This window comes from Neobacillus cucumis, from assembly GCF_002860255.1.
GTDB lineage: Bacteria > Bacillota > Bacilli > Bacillales > Cytobacillaceae > Neobacillus > Neobacillus cucumis_A.
On sequence record NZ_PGVE01000041.1, the window covers coordinates 38,222 to 56,463 of the forward strand.

The following is an 18,242-nucleotide window of genomic DNA, read 5'->3' on the forward strand; positions in this document are numbered from 1 at the left end:
TTAGTGATTTTAAATGGATATTTACAAAATTAAATGAAGAAAACAATCAACTGTAAAAATTACATACAGAGGGGGAGAAACATGGAACGATTAATAAACGAAACGATGAAGCGTTCGATTCTGATTGTAACCTTAATTGGACTAATTCTCGTATGGGGGGGAATGTCTGCATGGCAAATCCAGCGTGATTATCTGCCGGAAATTAATAATTCCACCTTATCGGTAACTGTCCGTGCAGATAATTATCAGGCGGACCAAGTAAAAGCAAACATAACCAAACCGATTCAGCAGGCAGTTCGGGTAGTAGAAGGTCTAGAAGATGTAGAAACCACCTCTTTTAATGGCGGGGCATTGCTCAGCCTAAACTTTCCAATGAGTTATGATATGAAGCAGGCTGAGGAGCAGGTAACTAAAGCTTTAGGTGATATTAAACTGCCCGCTGATATAGAAAAACCGTTAGTAACACGACTGAGCACTCATTCCATGCCAATTATAAGAATGAGTCTGATTAGTTCTTCTCCTAATATTACAGAAAATACACTACGCTCCACTATTCAAGAAGAATTTGTAAATCAATTGAAATCAGTACCAGGTGTACAAGATGTCCGAGTATCCGGAGGTGGTTCTGCAGGTTATGCAGTAAACTTGAGGATGGAGGATTTGAAAAAAGCTGGGTATACAGTAGATGATGTGAAACGTTCACTCGCAGATAACTATACAACTGGAATGGAAGGAAAGGTATCAAATAACCAGGTTTCTATACCGGTTAAGGTCTCCGGCTGGGAATTAAATCAGCAGGATTTGATGCAGCTTGTTATACGTAATGAGCAGGGGAAAACCATTCCGCTATCAAAAGTCGCGGACATTTCAAACTCCATTGTGAACCTTGAGACTATCTCAAGAACAAACGGGAATCCCAGCGTACTTTTAGATGTGTTGAAGACATCTTCATCCAATATTACAGATGTATCTGATCGAATAAAAAGCACTATTAAGGATTTCCCTGCCTTAAAGAATAAAGATATCCAAGTTTCCATCCTTTTTGATCAAGGGGAGCAGGTTAATGCGTCGCTAAATGGACTGATAAAGGAAGGTTTATTAGGTATTTTATTTTCCATGATTTGTGTGTTTCTGTTTTTTCGTAAAGTTCGTTCTACCTTTCTAATTGCTATTTCCCTGCCGATCTGTCTTTTAGCTACCACAGGTCTATTAAAAACAATGGGAATCAGCCTCAATCTTCTTACCGTATCAGGACTTATCGTTGCCATGGGCCGGGTTGTCGATGACTCGATTGTAATTCTCGATAATATGAACCGGAAAGTCAATGAGGCACATGGGAAGACTAGTATTCAATTGTTAACTAAAGCTGTGTGTGAAATGATTCCTGCGATTGTTTCCTCCACAGCTACAACGGTTGCAGTTTACGTTCCGATTGCCCTAATCGGCGGCTTGGTAAGCTCAGCATTTTCAGGATTTGCATGGTCAGTTGTAATTGCCTTAATCATATCCCTAATTGTCTCTATTCTAGTAGTTCCTGTTCTTTACAACTTCTTTTGGAGGGGAAAACCGATCTCAGGGAATGATGATTTTGAGCCATTTGCCCATAAATGCTTAACATGGGTGTTTAAGAGGAAGAAACTAGTGGTTTCGGTTTGTCTAGCTTTATTTCTAATCACTTCGGCTGGGGCTGCCGTTCTTCCGGTAAACTTTTTACCAGTGGCGAGCAGCACTGGCCAAATTGGCGTACAAGTCGAAATGCCGCAAAATACTTCTTTATTAGAAGTCGACGCTGTAGTGAAAAGACTGGAAAATCAACTCAAAGTCAATCCGCAGGTAAAATCATTTTCATCAGGGCTGGGTTCATCCTTTATGCCGCAGTCTGATGATGTATTTGATACAGGTGGTGGATGGCTTCAGAAACCAAACATCGCCAATTTGTCTGTCGTTGTAAAGGATGGTATAGATATAAATGCCTTTATCACTAGTCTCCAGGAGCAATTAAATTCATTGTCAAGTAAAGCTGTTTACACGGTTTCGAATCAAAATATCGCAGGTGACGATTCCCAGTTAAAGATTAATCTCTCGGGAGCAGATAGTCAGACACTGGAAACCATGGCGCAAACGATCCGCAGCCAGCTAAAACTGGTACCCGGATTATCCGTACAAGGAGCAGCCGATGTTGATGACCAATCAACTCAGTATGAGATTACACTTAATCGAAAGGCTATCGAACATTATGGAATTAAGCTGGATGATGTTTTAGAGCGAATTCAGCAATATACAGCTGAGGGAACAAAAGGGATCATTTCCATTAATCAAAATATCTACCCAGTAGTCATTCATACGGATAAACAGAATGAGAACTCACAGGATATTTTTTCTTTGCTTGGGGGTGAGGTCTTTATAAATAAGGAAGGGCAAAAAGTGACCTTGGATCAACTGGCACTATTAATGCCAGCAGGCACCTCGGTAATTCAAGAGAAGGATGGACATCCTTATGCAATGATTACGGCTAACATCATTTCAAGTGATATAGCTCAAGTGACTAAACTAGTAAAAAAAGAACTTAAGAAAATTCCGTTGCCAGAGGGTGTCGAGTATTCTTTTGCAGGTGCTCCCGAGCAGGTATATCAAATGATTTATGAAATGGCAATGGCGTTATTCTTCTCCATTTTACTTGTGCTTGTCATTATTAGTGCCGTTTTTCGGGGGTGGAAAGCCCCGCTTTCGGTATTAATCTGTATACCATTAGCCTTTATAGGATCTGTCATTGGAATGTTTATTTTTAGGCTCGAGTGGAATCTTGCGGCATTAGTTGGATTATTAATGTTAACGGGCATTGTTGTAACAAACGGAATTGTGTTGGTTGATAAGATTGAGAGAAATCTATTGGAAGGATTTGAACCAAGTAAAGCCATTCTTCTGGGGACTGCAACAAGGGTAAGACCAGTATTAATGACAGCTGGAACAACTATATTAACACTGCTTCCTTTAGCTTTTTCTGGCAAAGGAGACGCGATTATTTCTCAAACACTGGGTGTTGTGGTTGTTGGTGGAATGGTCAGTTCTACGGTTATTTCCCTTTTAGTCATTCCAATCATGTATCAGTGGCTGAGCAGGAAACAAAATATACTAAAATCTAAACAGGAACAAGGATTATCGGCATAGGCATAGTTTTAATTAATTTTCATAGTAGATAAAACGGAGCGGAACCAAATGGTTTCGTTCCTTTTCTATCTTTTTCTAACCTGAAAAAGATCTATCTTAATAAAATTACTTATTTAAATAAAATCAGACCTTTACAAAACCTTTACATACAGTTCAAACTGACTTAATACTTTTGGTCTATATTTATTACTGTAAGGAAAACAAATAGATTCATAAAATGATATGAATCAAATAGGGGGAAATTAAGCAAATGAAACGTTTGAAAAATTTAAGCCTACTTACATTATTAGCAGCAGTAATGGTTTTCATGGCTGCTTGTGGAGGCGGAACATCTAATGAAAAAACAGAAGGTAACACTAGCAAGGAAACTCCTAAAACTGAAGAGAAAAAAGAACTTTCAGGTTCATTATCTATTTCTGGTTCATCTGCAATGCAGCCTTTAGTGGCCGCAGCTGCTGAAGAATTCATGGCTCAAAATCCAAAGGTTGATATCCAAGTCCAAGCTGGCGGATCAGGTACAGGCTTATCACAAGTTGCTGAAGGTTCTGTACAAATTGGTAACTCAGACGTATTTGCAGAAGAAAAAGAAGGCATCCCTGCTGATCAGCTTGTAGATCATCAAGTAGCTGTTGTAGGTATGACTGCTGCAGTTAACCCTAAAGTTGGCATTAAAGATATTAAAAAAGAAGACTTAATTAAAGTATTCACTGGTAAAATCACAAACTGGAAAGAACTTGGCGGAAAAGACCAAAAGATCGTTTTAGTAAACCGTCCTGACTCATCAGGTACTCGTGCAGTATTCAATAAGTTTGCTCTTGATGGTGCAACACCTGCTGAAGGAATTACAGAAGATTCTTCAAACACAGTTAAAAAGATTATCAATGAAACAGATGGCGCTATTGGTTACCTTGCATTCTCTTACTTCACAGATGATACTGTAACACCACTTTCTATTGACGGTGTAGAACCAACTGCTGAAAATGTACAATCTGGTAAATTCCCTGTATGGGCATACGAGCACTCATATACAAAAGGTGAGGCTACAGATCTTGCAAAAGCATTCCTTGATTTTATGATGTCAGATGATATCCAAAACAATCTATTAGATAAACAAGGTTACCTTCCTGTAACAAAAATGCAGGTTGAACGCGATGCTAAAGGAAACCAAAAAAATAAATAATAGCTTAGTATAAAAAGGTAAATGCTTTATTGCATTTACCTTTTTTAAGTTCTTAAGCTAGAGGTCTATTGCTTTGTTAATTATCATCCCCTAATAGGATTAGCTCTCTTTATACATATGAGAAGCGCGTTAGTATGGAAAATGCAGATGTATGTCGAAAATTACTTTTTGAAAATTTAAATAAGTTCGTCTATAATTGCATTAACTGGTAATGACATCATTTCCTTATAATGAACTATTCAAAAAGTACTCCATACCGCGATTCTCATTTTTTGATATAAAAAAAGGCAATAATATTCTAATGATACTATATCAGCTGTATTAAAGGAGCCATAGCCATGATAGTGAAAGATAACCGACTACCGCTTTACTACCAACTAATGGACATCATTCTGGATAAAATTGAGCGCGGTGAGTTGGCAGAAAACGATCAACTACCGTCAGAACGAGAATTATGTGAAACTTACAAGGTTAGCAGGACAACCGTAAGACAAACCATGCAGGAGTTAGAAAAGGAGGGATACATATATAAAATTCATGGGAAAGGAACTTTTGTTTCCCCAAAAGTGTACAATCAAAGTTTAGTTAAGTTTTATAGTTTTACCGAAGAAATGAAAAAAGCTGGGAAACAGCCATCCACAAAGGTTTTTTCTTTTGAGAAGGTTAGAGGCGATGGTAAAATCACAAAGATTATGAATCTTGCAGATGATGAAGAAGTATTTAAAATTACCAGATTGAGGCTTGCAGATGAAGATCCAATGATATACGAGACATCCTATGTTCCGGTAAGACGCTTTCAGAACCTGTCCAGTGAAAGATTAGAACAAACCCCAATGTATGAAATTTTCCGACAAGAGTACAATGTCAGTATTACAAAAGCAACAGAAAGCTTTAAAGCGGTCAGTGCCCGAAACGAGGAGGCCGAATTCCTTCACATTATGGAGGGGTCACCTTGCCTCATGCTAAAGCGAATTACCTATGAACAAAGCGAGGTAATTGAATATACCGTCTCTATTGCCAGAGGAGATAAATTTACTTACACAGTCGAACTGAAATAAAATTTTGGCGGCTGTATTTGGTAACTGGTAATGATGACATGAACACTAAAAGGGAGGAAAGGTAATGGAGCTGCTAAAATCTAATGAATTAGAGAGAAAGAACTATGGCGCCGTACACACAGCGAAAGAAATAGCTCAGCAGCCGCGGATTTGGAAAGAAACCTATAAAATTCTGCTGCATCACAGAGATAAAATCATTCATTTTTTAAATGAAATTGAAAGGAAGCATAATCAATACCGAATCATTCTTACTGGTGCTGGGACGTCAGCCTTTGTAGGGGAAACAGTTCTCCCTCATATAAAAAAGGTGATCAATAACAGAAAAATAGCTGTTGAATGTATTCCAACAACCGATATTGTATCAAACCCTTATAACTATTTAGACCCCAAATTTCCTACCATTATGATTTCGTTCGCAAGGTCGGGAAATAGCCCGGAGAGCTTAGCGGCAGTTAACTTAGGAGAACAAGTGATAAATGATTTCTACGGGATTATTTTTACGTGTAATGAAGATGGACTCTTGGCAAAGAAGAAGAAAAAAGATCCTAACCATCTAGTTATCTTGATGCCTGAAGAGGCAAATGATCAGGGTTTTGCGATGACTAGCAGTTTTACAACAATGCTCTTATCAGTAGTGCTTTTATTTCATATCGAGAGCGCCCCTACAATGGAAAAGACCTTTAAAGAAATTGTTAATGCCGGGGAATCGTTCCTGCAAAATAATGAGAGAGCCTTAAGGGAATTAGCTAGTACATCTTTCGCAAAAATCGTTTACCTAGGTTCAGGTTTGTTTGGAGGGTTAGCCAGGGAGGCTTCTCTAAAATTCCTGGAATTGACTGGAGGAAAAATTCCAACTTCCTATGATTCTTCGCTAGGATTTCGGCATGGTCCAAAATCGATTTTAGATAAGGACACCATTGTAATTGTATTATTATCCCGAGATCCTTATACCAGGCTGTATGACCTTGATATTTTAGATGAAATTTATCGGGAAACCAATCGCGGAAAGGTTATAGCCATTTCATCTTGTGCAGATAGTACAGCACAAAATATGAGTGATATTTTCTATAATGTCAATTTGGAAAATATAAATGAAGATATTTTTCTGACTTTTCCCTATATTCTATTTGCCCAAACATTTGCGATGTATAAGTCGATAGAACTTGGATTTGCCCCCGACAATCCATCCCCTGATGGAGTGGTGAACAGGGTGGTAAAAGGGGTTACTATTCATCCATACCAAAAGGAATTAACGGATGGGGGAAATTGACAATGATTATTTCAAAAAGTCCAATATTAGTTGATGCACAGTCAAAAGGGTACGCTGTTCCAGCATTTAATATTCATAACTTGGAAACGATGAAAACTGTTCTGGAAACAGCCCAGGAGCTTCGTTCGCCGGTCATGATTGCGGCAACACCTAGTACTGTCCGCTATATTGGGAAGGAATTTTTAGTCAAAATGATGGAAGCCGCACAACAAACTTATGATATTCCTATTTGTTTTCATCTGGATCATCATGAAAACATCGAAGATATTAAAGAGCTGATTGAGATGGGGATTCCATCCGTGATGATTGATGCTTCGCACCATGAGTTTGAAGAAAATGTAAGGATTGTCCGGGAAGTTGCCCAGTATGCTGCCAGATTTGGAACAGCTGTTGAGGCCGAGCTTGGGCGATTAAGCGGTATAGAAGATGATATGGAAGTGGATGAAAAAGATCAGATTTATACCAATCCAAAAGAGGCAAAAGAATTTGTCGCCCGAACAGGGATTGATTCATTGGCAGTGGCAATTGGAACCGCCCATGGACTCTATAAAGGCGAACCTAAATTAGATATTGATCGATTGGCTGCGATTCAAAAAGAAGTGGATATCCCGCTTGTTCTTCATGGTGCTTCTGGTCTTCCGGACGAATTAGTTCAAGAAACCATTAAAAGAGGGATTTGTAAAGTGAATGTCGCGACGGAATTAAAGTTGGCATTTGTGAAAGGGCTCCGCAGTTATTTGAAAGCGCATCCAGAAGCGAGTGATCCAAGGTTTTATTTTCATGATGCAGTAGCAGAAATGAAAAAAGTAATAATGGAAAAAATCAAAATGTGCGGCAGTGTGAATCGAGGTTAACTCATGATTGCAACAGTTTCTTTAAATCCATCAATTGATGTAAGATACAGCTTACCCGTCTTTCAGATTGGGCAAATCCATCGTGCTGCTTCAATAGATAAAACTGCCGGTGGAAAAGGATTGAATGTATCCCGGGTCTTATCTCAGTTAGGAATGAAAGTATCCTGCACAGGATTTCTTGGCGGGAAAAATGGGGAATGGATTGCTGACCGGCTCCAAGATTCAATGTTAGAAAACCGCTTCATACCAATTAAGGGTGAAACAAGGTCATGCCTGGCCATCTTAACCGAGGATGGACAAACAGAAATCTTGGAACAAGGTCCATATATTTCAGAGGATGAGAGAAAGCTATTTTTAGAGATTTACGATTCAATTCTGGAAGAAGCAGATTATATAGTTGCATCCGGAAGTCTGCCGACTGGGCTCGAGCAAAGTTTTTATCAGCTTCTTGCTGATAGAGCAAAACAAAAGGGGAGGTATTTTCTATTAGATACGAGTGGAATAGGATTAGCCCAAGGAATACAAGGCAAACCATTTTTGATAAAGCCGAATAAAGAAGAGTTCTGCAAATTGATTGGTAAATCTCACATTGAACTCGATGAAATGATGGAATATGCTCAAGAAATTTGCAAAAACGGGGTTGAATACCTTCTTCTCTCCATGGGAAAGGAAGGCGCCTTGTTAGTGAGTAAATCCAGAATACTAAAGGCAGATATCCCTGTTATCAAAGCAATGAACCCAGTCGGTTCAGGTGATAGCATGCTGGCAGGTTTCACATTTGCCCATTCTAAGGAATATTCTCTTGAGGAGGTACTCAAGTGGGCGTGTGCCTGCGGAATGTCAAATGCAGCTTCAGAGAAAACAGGATCAATAAACCCATTAGAAGTCCAACAGTTTATTAACTTAATAAAAGTAGTCGAAATAACTAACTTGTAAGTAATAACCGGGAGGATGAACCATATGACCAAAATTACGATTATTGGTGCCGGAAGCTTTTTTACTCAAAATATTGTTATCGATATCTTAAACATTGAAGGACTAAATAATGGTGTAATCGGATTAGTGGATATTGATGAAAAGCGTTTGGAGATCGCTCATCGATTAGTAGAAAAAACAATCGCTCTAACCGGAAAAAAGTGGAGTGTTACTTCTTCGGTAAATAGAAGAGATGTTTTACCGGAATCTGATTTTGTGATTAACCAAATTGAAGTGGCCGGATTGTCCACCGTTAAAAATGAATTTGAAATTCCCCTTAAGTACGGAGTGAATCAGTGTATTGGTGATACGCTTGGTCCGGGAGGACTCTTTAAAACATTACGGACGCTTCCTGCCTGGGTAGGAATTGTCGCTGATATTAATGAATTATGTCCGAACACAACCATCCTGAATTATACAAACCCAATGTCTGCAGTCACCCTGGCAACCTCAAGAATTACAGATGTACCGGTAGTGGGACTCTGTCATTCCATCCAGCACACCTCTAGACAACTTGCTGAGTACCTTGATGTTCCATACGAGGAGTTAAAGTGGAGATCAGCAGGCATCAACCACATGTCTTGGTTTTTGGAATTAACCCATCATGGAAAAGATATGTACCCTATTCTAAAAGAAAAAATTGAAAAAGACCCTGGCCTCTTGGCAAAAGATCCAGTTCGCCTTGACGCAATGAAATACTTAGGCAAGTTTGTTTCAGAATCTAGCGGCCACTTTTCCGAATACATCCCCTATTACAGAAAGCGTCAGGATTTAATTGATACTCACTGTAGTACCGGATATAACGGCGCAACAGGTTTTTATGCAAATAATTGGCCGACCTGGAGAAAACAAAGTGATGAAAGGATTTTAAAGAAATTAACCGGTGAAGAAGAAATTAAGCTGGAATCCAGTCACGAATATGCAGCCATTATTATTGATGGAATCCTGAATAATAGACCACAAGTAATTTACGGCAATGTCCCAAATAGTGGATTGATTGAAAATTTACCGTCTGATGGAGTGGTAGAAGTAGCCTGTCTCGTCGACAGAAATGGTGTGCAGCCAACCCGATTTGGCAAGCTTCCTGAACATCTGGCAGCTTTATGCAGAAGCAATATGGCATATTTTGAATTAGCAGTACAGGCAGTCTTGGAAAAAGATAAAGAAAAAGCATTTTATGCATTAACCATAGACCCGTTGACCTCAGCTGTTTGTTCTTTAGCTGAAATAAAGGCTATGTTCAATGAATTATATGAGGCTGAGAAAGAGTACATTGGTGATTTAAGGTAAACAGTTATGAAAGCGTTATCTAAATACATCGTCAATTTGAAGGGGGGGGCAACTTGAATTTTGATCCGTTATATCTGCCATACGCTTCACAAAGAATGGTTACTTACGCCAAAAATGGAATGGTGGCCTGCTCACAGCCTTTAGCGGCTCAAGCGGGATTAGACATTTTGAAAAAAGGCGGGAATGCCATCGATGCAGCTATCGCGACTGCAGCTTGTTTAACTGTTGTCGAACCAACTTCAAATGGCATCGGTGGAGATGCATTTGCAATTGTTTGCTATAAAGGGGAACTATATGGCCTTAATGCAAGCGGGCCTGCTCCTCATGGAATTTCGATTGAAGCCATTAAAAAGAGAGAATACAACCGTATTCCGGGTGTTGGGTGGTTATCGGTAACCATACCGGGAGCACCTGGAGGATGGGCTGCCCTTTCGAAACGGTTTGGCCGTATCCCGCTGAATGAAGTATTTTTACCAGCTATTCAATATGCAGATGGAGGATACCCAATCTCACCTGATCTTTGGAACCGCTGGCAATTAAAATATGATAACTTTTGCAAGGAGTTAAAAGGTGAGGAGTTTACTCATTGGTTTAACACTTTTGCTCCAGAAGGAAGACCTCCTCATATCGGGGAAGTTTGGCGCTCACCAAATCACGCCGATACACTGAAAAAATTGGCAGAATCGGATTGTGAATCCTTTTACCGCGGGGAAATAGCTGAAAAAATTGCCCGGTTTGCTGAAAAATATCACGGTTTTTTATCCATGGAAGACTTAGCGGCCTATGAGCCGGCATGGGTAAAGCCCATCCATGTAAAGTATAGAGATTACGAGATTTGGGAGCTTCCGCCAAATGGGCAGGGATTGGTTGCTTTAATGGCATTGAACATGTTAAAAGATTTTGAGTTCAGCGCCAGAGAGTCTGTAGAAACCTTTCATAAGCAAATTGAAGCGATTAAAATTGCTTTCTCAGACGGTTTTGCCAATATCACTGACTCGCACTACATGATGGTAAGTTCTGAACAACTTCTTAGTGAAGAATTTGCTCGAGAACGAAGGAAACTAATTGGCGACCTGGCAATCGAGCCTGCTCCTGGTCAATTGCCAAAAGGCGGGACGGTTTATTTTGCCACAGCTGACGGTGAAGGGAATATGGTTTCCTTTATTCAAAGCAATGCCAATGGTTTCGGGTCGGGGCTAGTGGTGCCAGGAACAGGAATCAGCCTGCAAAACCGGGGAGCCGGCTTCTCATTAGATCGATCGCATATCAATAGCCTTCAACCAGGGAAAAGGACATTACACACGATCATCCCGGGATTTATCACAAAGGATAAAAATCCTGTTGGGCCATTCGGTGTGATGGGCGGCCAAATGCAGCCCCAGGCACATGTGCAAGTCATTATGAACTTGCTTGATTTTCACCTTAATCCGCAGGCAGCTTTAGATGCGCCTCGCTGGCATTGGTCAAAAGGAAAAAGCGTCTTTGTAGAACAAAGCTTTCCGGAACAGTTGGCTATGGCCTTAAAAAGGAAGGGGCACGATATTTGCTGGACAGCAGACAAAAGGATTTTTGGCAAAGGCCAGATTATTATCCGTAATTCTGATGGTGTTTTAGCCGGCGGAACCGAACCCCGAACAGATGGAGCAATTGCCGCTTGGTAGATTTAGAATTTAATAGTGCAACAGCATTTTAATTGGGAAACCTTTCGTCGGAGGTAGGATCTATTTTTAAAATCTTAAGGGGCGTGAATGGAAAATGAAGAAGTACTTTTCAATTCTTGCAGTAGTCTTATTGTTAATGCTCTCAGCATGTTCAGGCAGCAGTAATACAAGCGGCAACGAAAAAAATTCTAATGGAAATGTAACATTAACCTATGGAATCTGGGATGTAAACCAGGCTCCAGCCCTTAAAGAAATTGCTAAAAAATTTACCGAAAGTCACCCGAATATAAAGGTAAAAGTAGAAGTTACACCATGGGATCAATACTGGACCAAATTGGAGACTTCTGCAACTGGCGGAAGCTTACCAGATTTATTTTGGCTTAATGCAGCAAACATTCAAAAGTATGCAAGAGGAAAGGTGCTTCTCCCTATTTCTGATCAGATCAAAAATGACAATGTTGACTTATCAAAATTCCCGAAGGCTTTAGTTGATATCTATACTGTTGATGGGAAAAATTATGGAATTCCTAAGGACTACGACACTATTGGCCTTTGGTATAACAAAGAATTATTTGATAAAGCAGGTCTAAAGTATCCTGATGAAAATTGGACCTGGGATGACCTTGTGGAAAATGCAAAAAAATTAACAGATCCAGCAAAGGGTATTTATGGCTTCGCATCCCAATTAGACCCGCAGCAAGGCTGGTACAACACAGTTCCACAGGCTGGCGGATATATCTTAAATAATGACAAAACAAAGTCTGGCTATGATGATCCGGCTACAATTAAAGGAATCAAATTCCTTTACGATATGATAAATACTTATAAAGTATCCCCTACACTTGCTCAAATGACGGATACACCTGTTCTATCACTCTTTGAATCTGGTAAAGTAGCCATGATTTTTGGGGGATCTTGGTCACAAATTGAATTCGCAAAAAATGAATATACGAAGGATAAAGTGGATGTAACTATGCTGCCAATGGGTGAAAAGAGAGCGGTCGTCATCCATGGACTTGGAAATGTAATCGCGGCTAATTCGAAGCATCCGAAGGAAGCATGGGAATTTGCCAAATTTTTAGGCAGTGAAGAAGCTAATAAAATTCAGGCGGAAACCGGAACTGTAATACCGGCATATGAAGGAACTCAGGATGCTTGGGTAAAGTCAAATCCAAACTTTAATCTACAGGTATTTATTGATATGACAAAGGATGCCGTTCCATACCCGGCCTCGGTGGAAACACGCAAATGGCAGCAAATTGAAACTGAAACCTTAACTAAAGCTTGGTCTGGAAAAATGAGTATTGATGATGCATTAAAAGAGCTAAAGAAAAAGGTAGACGACGTTCTTGCCAGTGAAAAACATTAATTTAACAGGGAAGAAGTGCTTCCTAGCACTTCTTCCTAATACTTGATAATTAGAGGGGTGAGTGGATGGAAACGTCAAGGGTCGAAATAACGCAGGAGATTGATTCAGCCAAAAAGACGAAAAAATTGATGAGCAAATCGAAACGGAATGATTATTTTTGGGCCTATGTTATGATCCTACCAACCTTGGCAGGGACATTGATATTTAATATTTGGCCTTTACTACAATCGTTTTATTTAAGTTTTACTGAATGGGGAGGATTTGGTACTTATACGTTCGGCGGATTGGTGAATTATAAACGGCTGTTTCATGATACTGAACTGCTGGGAGCTTTAAAAAATACGGTCATTTTTACCGCACTATCTGTTCCGCTTGGCATAAGTATTTCCATATTTGTCGCGGTCCTTTTAAATCAAAAAATACGCGGAATGACCATTTACAGGACCCTTTACTTTATTCCCGTTGTTACAATGCCTGCTGCAGTTGCGATTGTTTGGAAGTGGCTATACAATTCCGACTACGGATTAATCAATTACCTTTTAAGAGGAATTGGCATTAAAGGGCTGGGCTGGCTGACTGATCCAAACATTGCTCTATACTCATTGGTTTGTGTCGCGGTCTGGGGAGCTGTCGGTTATAACATGGTCATTATTCTATCTGGTTTGCAAGGTATTCCTAAAACCTTTTATGAAGCTGCTGAAATCGACGGAGCAACACCATTTGTCCGATTCTTTAGAATTACCCTGCCATTATTAACACCTACATTATTTTTTGTAACCGTTATGTCATTGATCAACACATTTCAGATGTTTGAACTAGTCTATATGATGGTAGGGCCAAATAGCCCTGTTATTCAGGAAACCCAGACTCTCGTTTACTTATTCTATAAACAGGCTTTTATTAACAATGACAAAGGATATGCGGCAGCAATATCATTATTTATCTTTGTGATTATCTTGATATTTACAATCTTGCAATTTAGATTACAGAAAAAATGGGTGCATTATGAATAAGGGGGGATTTTGACATGTCAGGAAAAGCTGCGTCCATTAAGAGACCAAGAAATATACTTATTCACGTTATTTTAATTATCGGGGCATTAAGTATGATTACACCTTTTCTTTGGATGGTGTTAACTTCACTAAAGACATTTGGTGAGTCTACACAAGTACCCCCTGTCATTATTCCGTCTAAATTAAAGTGGAGTAACTTTACGGAAATTTTTGTAACTCTGCCTTTCTTAAAGTTTTATTGGAATACCATTCTTACGACAATTTTTAAGACACTCGGCCAATTGCTATTTTGTTCCTTGGCAGCATATGCATTTGCCCGTATTAATTTTCCTGGAAGAAACCTTTTGTTTATTTTACTTCTTTCCATATTAATGGTGCCAAGCCAGGCTTATATTATTCCACAGTATTTAATCATGGTAAAACTGGGATGGCTTAATTCATTACAAGCATTAATTGTCCCTGGGATTACCAGCGTTTTTGGAACATTCCTATTGCGCCAGTTTTTCATGACCCTGCCGAGTGAACTAGAGGATGCAGCGAAATTGGATGGCTGTAATCATTTTCAAATTTATTGGAAAATTATGCTTCCATTAGCAAAACCAGGGCTCATCGCACATGCCATTTTTACGATCCTTTGGTGCTGGAACGATTTAATGTGGCCGCTGATTGTCAATAATTCGCCTGATCAAATGCCTTTATCGGCAGGTTTAGCATCACTGCAGGGGCAATTTTTAACCAATTTCCCTGTCCTAATGGCAGGTTCTCTTCTAGCATCTTGGCCAATGATTATAATGTTTATCTTCCTTCAAAAACATTTTGTTGAAGGAATTGCGATTAGTGGGACAAAGGGGTAATGCTTAAAGATATTGATTTTTATAAAGGGGTGAATGTATGGAACACGGAATAGTGGGAGTTGATGTGGGTGGGACCAACACAGTGATTGGCATATTTGACTCCTCCTTAACTTTGCTTGAAAAAGTTAGCATACAAACGTTGAAGCCCAATCTTTCCCAAAAAACAAGCAACCCGGCAGAGTTTTTTGACCAGCTCTCAGGCGAGGTCATGTCCCTTAAGGACAAAGCAGGTTTGGAACACCTCCTTTGCGTTGGTATTGGTGTCCCCGGGAAGGTGAATCCTGGGGAGGGGACTGCGATTCATGCGGTAAATCTCGGGTATGACAATGTGCCCTTTGCTGATGAAATGACGAAAAGGTTAGGCGTCCCGGTTTTTATTGACAACGATGTCCGTAATTATACCCGAGGTGAAGCAATCGCTGGAAGTGCCAAAGGGTTTCAAAATGTTATCTGTGTAACACTCGGTACTGGGATGGCGGCAGGGGTGATGATTGAGAGAAACATCATTTGCGGAAGTAACTTTTTTGCTGGTGAGATTGGTCATGATATTGTGCCTGGAGAGCATTCAGCATGCAATTGCGGCAAGCGTGGCTGTCTCGAGACTGTCGCTTCTGCAAGTGGCATTAGCCGGTTGGCAACTGAAGCCGTTCGTTTAGGAAAAGAAACGATAATGAGTGAATTTGAGGGGCCAATCCAATCAAAAACTGTTTATTCTGCGGCATTAAAGGGTGATAAAATCGCATTGGAAATTTTCCAGTATGTTGGACAGACGTTAGCTAGCAAACTTGTAACCGCTTCACTACTTTTAAATCCGGAAATTATTGTGATAGGAGGCGGGGCTGCTGCTGCAGGCAGCTATCTATTAAATCCAATTAAGGAGGTCTTCCTCGAACAGCTTGGTCCAATGCAACCTTTGATAACAGTTGGAAGTTTAGGAGATTCGGCAGGGCTTTATGGTTCAGCTGATTTGGCAAATTCGAAATATCAAAAAAGTAAAAGCGTTAAAGAGAGGACAATATTATGACAGTTCAGAGAACCTTGATTAAGAATGCAAGAGTATATACTCCTGATGCAGTGATTGAAAGAAGCTCAGTAGTTGTTAATAATGAAGGGAAAATAGAAGAAGCGGGAGTTTGTGAAAACTCTTCAACATATGACCGGATCATTGATGCTGAAGGATTATTACTGTTACCCGGGTTTATCGATATACATATCCATGGCGGGAATGGGTACAGTGTGATGGATGGGACATACGAAGCCTTATCGGGTGTCAGTACATACCATGCTAAACACGGCACTACCTCGTTTTTAGCAACGACGACAACAGGTACAAGAGAAGCGATTATAAAGGCTTTGAATTGTGCTGCAGACTCCATGGAAAAAGGGGTGCCGGGAGCAGAAATTATTGGAATCCACCTCGAAGGTCCTTATCTGAATCTAAAAAGATGCGGTGCCCAAAGTAAAGAAGAAATAAGGCCAAGTAATCTTATTGAACTAAAAGAATTTTTGGAAGCTGGAAACGGGCAGTTGAAGCTGGCCACCATAGCACCTGAGATTGAAAATGGGATGATGGCCCTGCAATTTCTTAAGGATAATGGTGTAACGGTTTCAATTGGACATTCAGATGCTACTTTTGAGCAAGTAAAAGAAGCAGTTAAAAAAGGCGCCTCACAAACGACACATCATTTTAATGGAATGAGCCCGGTTCATCATCGTGAACCAGGTGTTGCCGGGGCTGGATTAATAATGAATGAGATTACACCTGAAATTATATCGGATGGAATTCATGTTCATCCAGCCATAGTAAAGCTCTTATTCGATACAAAAGGACCTTCGAACATCTGTGCAATTACGGATGCAGTTGCCTGTGCGGGGCTGCCTGAAGGAGAATATGGAGATGTTGTCATGAAAGAAGGCCAAGTGATGTTGAAGGATGGGTCCAGCCTTGCCGGAAGTACCTTAACCATGATCAATGCCTTTAAGAACATCCTAACGTTTACTGGATATTCAATCGAAGCTATTTTACCTTCTTTTACCTTGGTCCCCGCGCGTCAGATTCATATGGGTCATCAAAAGGGTTCCATCGAAGCCGGTAAGGATGCTGACTTTTTATTAGTAGATTCAGAGCTTACCATTCTGTCTACTTTTGTAAAGGGAAAGGAAGTTTACAATTGTTCAGGCACATCAAGTTCTAAACCAATAAAAATCACACTGGAAAGGGTGCATGGAAATGATTAAAGCTGCTTTAATTGGCGCAGGTTCAAGAGGAATGTTTGCTTATGCGTCTTATGCCTTGAAAAATCCAAGAGAAATTCAGTTTATTGCAGTTGCTGAGGGAAACTCGGGGCGGCGGGATAGATTCGCCAAAGACCATAAAATTCCAGAAGAAATGCAATTCACAACATGGGAAGAATTGCTCGATCAGCCAAAGCTCTGTGAAGCAATTTTAATTTGTACCCATGACCGAATGCACTACAAGCCAGTAATGAAGGCAATTGAAAAGGGCTACAAGATTCTGTTGGAAAAGCCGATGTCCCCAGATCCAGTGGAGTCGCTTGAAATTGCCCAAAAGGCAGAAAAATATGGAAGTCTGATCACTGTGTGTCATGTTATGCGTTACTCTACTTATTTCAGGGCTTTAAAAGAAATAATAGATGAACAGAAAATTGGAAAGGTAATTTCCATTCAATGGAATGAGAATGTAGGTTTTTGGCACCAGGCACATAGTTTCGTTCGTGGCAATTGGCGCAATTCTATTGAATCAAGTCCAATGATTCTACAAAAATGCTGTCATGATATGGATATGCTTCAATGGCTGGTGAACGCAGAATGTACAAAAGTATCATCCTTCGGAAGTCTAACTTATTTTAAAGAAGAAAACGCTCCTGAAGGGTCATCAGATCGATGTACGACTTGCAAGGTGGAGCGGGAATGCATCTATTCTGCGGTTAAAATGTATCTGAACGAGAGAACAGACTGGCCAGCAAATGTCGTTTCCCTTGAACCTACCTATGAGAAACGGCTGAAAGGCTTGGAGGAAGGTCCATATGGGCGATGTGTCTACCGCTGCGATAATGATGTGGTTGACCATCAAGTAGTCAATCTATTATTTGATAATGAAGTAACGGTAGCCTTTACGATGACAGCTTTCACAAACGAAATTAGCCGGACTTTTAAAATCATGGGGACAAAAGGGGAAATCCGCGGCGACGCCTTAAAAAATGAGATTGAAATTAAGTACTTTACTGGAAAAGTAGAAAGAATCAATCCAGAAAAGGTCGAAGGGGGACATGATGGTTCAGATACCCTCATTATGGAAGACTTCATTAGGCAAGTGAAGGAAAGTAACACCAACAGCACAACATCAGCGATGATTTCTACCAAGAGCCACCTGATTGCTTTCGCGGCCGAAGAATCAAGGCTTTCAGGAAAAACGATTGATATGAAAGAGTATTTGGACCGATTAAATGAAAAAAAATCCTTGGTTTAAATCAACTCAGCAGCTATGATCCTTACTCTCTATTACTTTGAAAATGATTAGGGACCCAGA

14 protein-coding genes are annotated in these 18,242 nt (G+C 40.0%); all 14 read left to right on the plus strand.

The genetic code is table 11. The features are described from left to right. Window positions 1-81: 81 nt before the first annotated feature. The 14 genes from CVD27_RS10080 (at window position 82) to CVD27_RS10145 (ending at window position 18,182) form a co-directional block, all read left to right on the plus strand. Window positions 82-3,168: an efflux RND transporter permease subunit gene (locus tag CVD27_RS10080; RefSeq protein ID WP_101647781.1), complete on the plus strand. Its 3,087-nt coding sequence runs from the start codon at window positions 82-84 to the stop codon at window positions 3,166-3,168. Window positions 3,169-3,418: 250 nt separating this feature from the next. Beyond that, complete coding sequence (locus tag CVD27_RS10085) at window positions 3,419-4,348, plus strand: phosphate ABC transporter substrate-binding protein (RefSeq protein WP_101647782.1); 930 nt, start codon at window positions 3,419-3,421, stop codon at window positions 4,346-4,348. Between the two features lie 338 nt (window positions 4,349-4,686). Continuing rightward, the gene (locus CVD27_RS10090; protein ID WP_101647783.1) at window positions 4,687-5,406 is read left to right on the plus strand and encodes a GntR family transcriptional regulator; all 720 of its coding nucleotides are present in this window, start codon (window positions 4,687-4,689) and stop codon (window positions 5,404-5,406) included. A gap of 64 nt (window positions 5,407-5,470) precedes the next feature. Continuing rightward, the gene (locus tag CVD27_RS10095; protein WP_101647784.1) at window positions 5,471-6,676 is read left to right on the plus strand and encodes an SIS domain-containing protein; all 1,206 of its coding nucleotides are present in this window, start codon (window positions 5,471-5,473) and stop codon (window positions 6,674-6,676) included. 2 nt (window positions 6,677-6,678) lie between these two features. Continuing rightward, a complete protein-coding gene (gene gatY / locus CVD27_RS10100; RefSeq protein ID WP_101647785.1) occupies window positions 6,679-7,530 on the plus strand; it encodes a tagatose-bisphosphate aldolase subunit GatY in 852 nt (283 codons plus the stop codon). Between the two features lie 3 nt (window positions 7,531-7,533). Continuing rightward, window positions 7,534-8,466 (plus strand): 1-phosphofructokinase, encoded by a 933-nt coding sequence (gene pfkB, locus CVD27_RS10105; RefSeq protein WP_101647786.1) that lies wholly within the window; start codon window positions 7,534-7,536, stop codon window positions 8,464-8,466. A 24-nt stretch (window positions 8,467-8,490) separates the two neighbouring features. Further along, window positions 8,491-9,795 (plus strand): alpha-galactosidase, encoded by a 1,305-nt coding sequence (gene melA / locus CVD27_RS10110; RefSeq protein WP_101647787.1) that lies wholly within the window; start codon window positions 8,491-8,493, stop codon window positions 9,793-9,795. A 95-nt stretch (window positions 9,796-9,890) separates the two neighbouring features. Continuing rightward, window positions 9,891-11,456: a gamma-glutamyltransferase family protein gene (locus CVD27_RS10115; RefSeq protein WP_101647890.1), complete on the plus strand. Its 1,566-nt coding sequence runs from the start codon at window positions 9,891-9,893 to the stop codon at window positions 11,454-11,456. 94 nt (window positions 11,457-11,550) lie between these two features. Beyond that, complete coding sequence (locus tag CVD27_RS10120) at window positions 11,551-12,825, plus strand: ABC transporter substrate-binding protein (RefSeq protein ID WP_101647788.1); 1,275 nt, start codon at window positions 11,551-11,553, stop codon at window positions 12,823-12,825. Window positions 12,826-12,890: 65 nt separating this feature from the next. Continuing rightward, a complete protein-coding gene (locus tag CVD27_RS10125) occupies window positions 12,891-13,838 on the plus strand; it encodes a carbohydrate ABC transporter permease (RefSeq protein WP_101647789.1) in 948 nt (315 codons plus the stop codon). Window positions 13,839-13,852: 14 nt separating this feature from the next. Then, window positions 13,853-14,692: a carbohydrate ABC transporter permease gene (locus tag CVD27_RS10130; RefSeq protein WP_101647790.1), complete on the plus strand. Its 840-nt coding sequence runs from the start codon at window positions 13,853-13,855 to the stop codon at window positions 14,690-14,692. A gap of 37 nt (window positions 14,693-14,729) precedes the next feature. Then, window positions 14,730-15,716, plus strand: coding sequence for an ROK family protein (locus tag CVD27_RS10135; RefSeq protein WP_101647791.1), 987 nt, complete (start codon window positions 14,730-14,732; stop codon window positions 15,714-15,716). Beyond that, a complete protein-coding gene (gene nagA / locus CVD27_RS10140) occupies window positions 15,713-16,930 on the plus strand; it encodes an N-acetylglucosamine-6-phosphate deacetylase (RefSeq protein WP_101647792.1) in 1,218 nt (405 codons plus the stop codon). The genes CVD27_RS10135 and nagA overlap by 4 nt, the downstream gene beginning before the upstream one ends. Next, complete coding sequence (locus CVD27_RS10145; protein ID WP_101647793.1) at window positions 16,923-18,182, plus strand: Gfo/Idh/MocA family protein; 1,260 nt, start codon at window positions 16,923-16,925, stop codon at window positions 18,180-18,182. The genes nagA and CVD27_RS10145 overlap by 8 nt, the downstream gene beginning before the upstream one ends. The last annotated feature ends 60 nt before the right edge of the window (window positions 18,183-18,242 follow it).

Bases quoted from the DNA above. Each gene is read 5' to 3' on its own strand.
- CVD27_RS10080 (WP_101647781.1), top strand. From the start codon at position 82: ATGGAACGATTAATAAACGAAACGATGAAGCGTTCGATTCTGATTGTA.
- CVD27_RS10085 (WP_101647782.1), top strand. From the start codon at position 3,419: ATGAAACGTTTGAAAAATTTAAGCCTACTTACATTATTAGCAGCAGTA.
- CVD27_RS10090 (WP_101647783.1), top strand. From the start codon at position 4,687: ATGATAGTGAAAGATAACCGACTACCGCTTTACTACCAACTAATGGAC.
- CVD27_RS10095 (WP_101647784.1), top strand. From the start codon at position 5,471: ATGGAGCTGCTAAAATCTAATGAATTAGAGAGAAAGAACTATGGCGCC.
- gatY (WP_101647785.1), top strand. From the start codon at position 6,679: ATGATTATTTCAAAAAGTCCAATATTAGTTGATGCACAGTCAAAAGGG.
- pfkB (WP_101647786.1), top strand. From the start codon at position 7,534: ATGATTGCAACAGTTTCTTTAAATCCATCAATTGATGTAAGATACAGC.
- melA (WP_101647787.1), top strand. From the start codon at position 8,491: ATGACCAAAATTACGATTATTGGTGCCGGAAGCTTTTTTACTCAAAAT.
- CVD27_RS10115 (WP_101647890.1), top strand. From the start codon at position 9,891: ATGGTTACTTACGCCAAAAATGGAATGGTGGCCTGCTCACAGCCTTTA.
- CVD27_RS10120 (WP_101647788.1), top strand. From the start codon at position 11,551: ATGAAGAAGTACTTTTCAATTCTTGCAGTAGTCTTATTGTTAATGCTC.
- CVD27_RS10125 (WP_101647789.1), top strand. From the start codon at position 12,891: ATGGAAACGTCAAGGGTCGAAATAACGCAGGAGATTGATTCAGCCAAA.
- CVD27_RS10130 (WP_101647790.1), top strand. From the start codon at position 13,853: ATGTCAGGAAAAGCTGCGTCCATTAAGAGACCAAGAAATATACTTATT.
- CVD27_RS10135 (WP_101647791.1), top strand. From the start codon at position 14,730: ATGGAACACGGAATAGTGGGAGTTGATGTGGGTGGGACCAACACAGTG.
- nagA (WP_101647792.1), top strand. From the start codon at position 15,713: ATGACAGTTCAGAGAACCTTGATTAAGAATGCAAGAGTATATACTCCT.
- CVD27_RS10145 (WP_101647793.1), top strand. From the start codon at position 16,923: ATGATTAAAGCTGCTTTAATTGGCGCAGGTTCAAGAGGAATGTTTGCT.